The organism is Rothia sp. 18CD1-1 (assembly GCF_055285355.1).
The window spans coordinates 1-2,174 of the sequence record NZ_JBUZLI010000009.1 but is presented as its reverse complement, the minus strand read 5'-3'; the positions used below and the strand labels follow the sequence as shown (position 1 = coordinate 2,174).

The 2,174-nt window shown below is 53.3% G+C and carries 1 protein-coding gene; it reads right to left on the bottom strand.

Features of this window, described 5'->3' with window-relative positions; translation table 11 throughout:
• Positions 1-78 precede the first annotated feature (78 nt).
• Positions 79-2,174: alpha/beta hydrolase (locus ACS1BR_RS09245; protein WP_463561679.1), on the bottom strand; the 2,096-nt coding region annotated here is incomplete at its 5' end.

Below are 2,174 nucleotides of genomic sequence, written 5' to 3'. Positions count from 1 at the left end.
GATAAACAGAAAGCTTTCTAGCCATCACATACCCATTTCCTGAGGTTTCGACCAGTAATATTGATGAAAATCCCCTGGCTAGTAAGACCGATAATGTCTCATGTCTTCCTCTCGCTTCTTCATCTCTTTCTGCTGATCGCTTAGCCCTTCCCGGTAGCGGATCTCTGTATCCGGGATCTGCTCAGCCTGACCGGTAGTAATCAAAATACCGCTACGATAAGAATTCGATCCCGGACTGTTATAACCGACCCCTTCCTGAGGGTGGACCGGATGCCCTTCCACAGCCGAATACTGCCCATCAGCAGATTCCTCAGATGAAACCTCAAAACTATTATAAAAATCCCGTGGATCCACACGCCCGCTAGTCTTCTGCCCGATCCTGGCTATCTTATCCGCATCAGCGAGAGTCGAGTACATTTGTGGCCTGCCCTGGTCATCTTTGGCGAGGTGCTCAAGATCAGCAGCATCATGAGCGAGCGAGGAATTACCCAGAGGTACGTGATCATCATAACCGGCAGAACCGACGTTATAGATCGCTGATACCGGGGTACCGACTTCCTTAATGGTTTCTCCGGTCGTGGTCGACCCGTAAGAATGACTCCACAGGTAAACCTCACGCCTGTTATCCCCAAGAACGTTCAAAGCATCTACCTGGTTAGCATTACGCTGGGCCGCCCGCTTAGCATCGCCCATGGCCAGCACGTCCCCGCTTTGCGGGGTGACATAGTTAAGATTAATCAACACCGCATGACTAGTGTCCTGACCAGTATTTTTATGTTTATATGCTTCTTGTTGGTCTCTGTACATGTCTTGTCCCATGCCGGCCATGTCCCCGTTAGTAGGGTCCAGACTGGTGAGAGGATAGTTGAGCATACCCGGGTTGAAAACAGTCACTGCCTCAGCCTGATCCAGATCCCCGAACGCTAGCGAGGTCAACACATCATCAGAAGACTCGGTATCGTAAGGGACATCCCGGAAGCCTGCTCCTGGACGAGAGCCCGGGGCCATATTCGACAGATCCAGATTAATAAGACCCCGAGGAACACCATCTCTTTCATCTTCTAGTCGTGTTTTGATCAGTAGCAGTGTTTCTCTGGCTGTTGGGGTGAGGAAGCTGTTTTTCTCAAAGTCTGGGTGGTTGAGATAATAATCCAACAGGACACGATTGGCCTGGTCCCGGTCTGTGTAAGGGATCCCGTCCAGATTACCCACGAACCCGGACATGGTAGTAATCATTGCTTTTCTTTGAGCATCGTCTAATCCCTGGCTAGCCTTGGGATTGTCCGTGTCCCACCAGTGTCGGATGAGCTGGGCGTTAGCTACCCCGTCACCGGTTACCTCAAGAGGAAGACGGGCTATGCCCGGGTAGCGTCTGGCGTACTCGGCTAACTCGGCCGGGCTCAGCAGCATCAAAGCAGCCAGATACTTACTCAAGGCTTCTGGGGAGTCTGCGGTCTTAGCCTGTAGCGTGGCCAGGTCCTCGTAAGAGACGGGCGGGTGACCCAGAGTCGCTTCCGCAGAAAGCTCGAAAATCCCGGTACCGTCTGAATACCCACCGGAATAGGGAGAAGACCCGGTCGGTAGCCCCAGGTTACCCCGAGCAACCGAGGCTAGATCACGAACCTTTTTCAACACGTAGCGTTCTTTGAGATCAGCCTCGTATTCACGATGTTCGTTAGCGATACCGGTCACGATAGCTCGTTGGGCAGTTAAAACCTGGGCGGCATCGTCGTAGCGTTGGCGGAAGATGTCTAGCTGGTGCTGAACGTCTATATGGGTGAGAGACCCGGGTTCTAGGGTGGCTAGATCGGCTTCGTAACAGGCGATTTTGGTGGCTAGATCGGCCATGGTCTCAGCGGCTTCGGTGGCTTGGGTGTGAGCGGTGTGGGCTCGGGAGCGTAGAGTGGTCAGGGCGGTGTGCCAGTCTTGGGCGGTAGAGCCCATACGGTAGAGTTCTTGCTGGATGAGGCTGGTGAGTTCGTGGGCTGCTTTGGTGTTGTCGTTGAGGTAACGGATTTTATAGCCTTGGCCGGTGATTTCTCCCATGCTGGTGTAGGAATTGAGGGCTGTGTTGAGTGCTTCTGCTTTCCTGTTCCACATGTTAATGATTCGGGACCAGCTGTCTGGTTCTCCTGGGGCGGGGTCGCCTTCTTCGAACAGGGACCAGTCTGTGG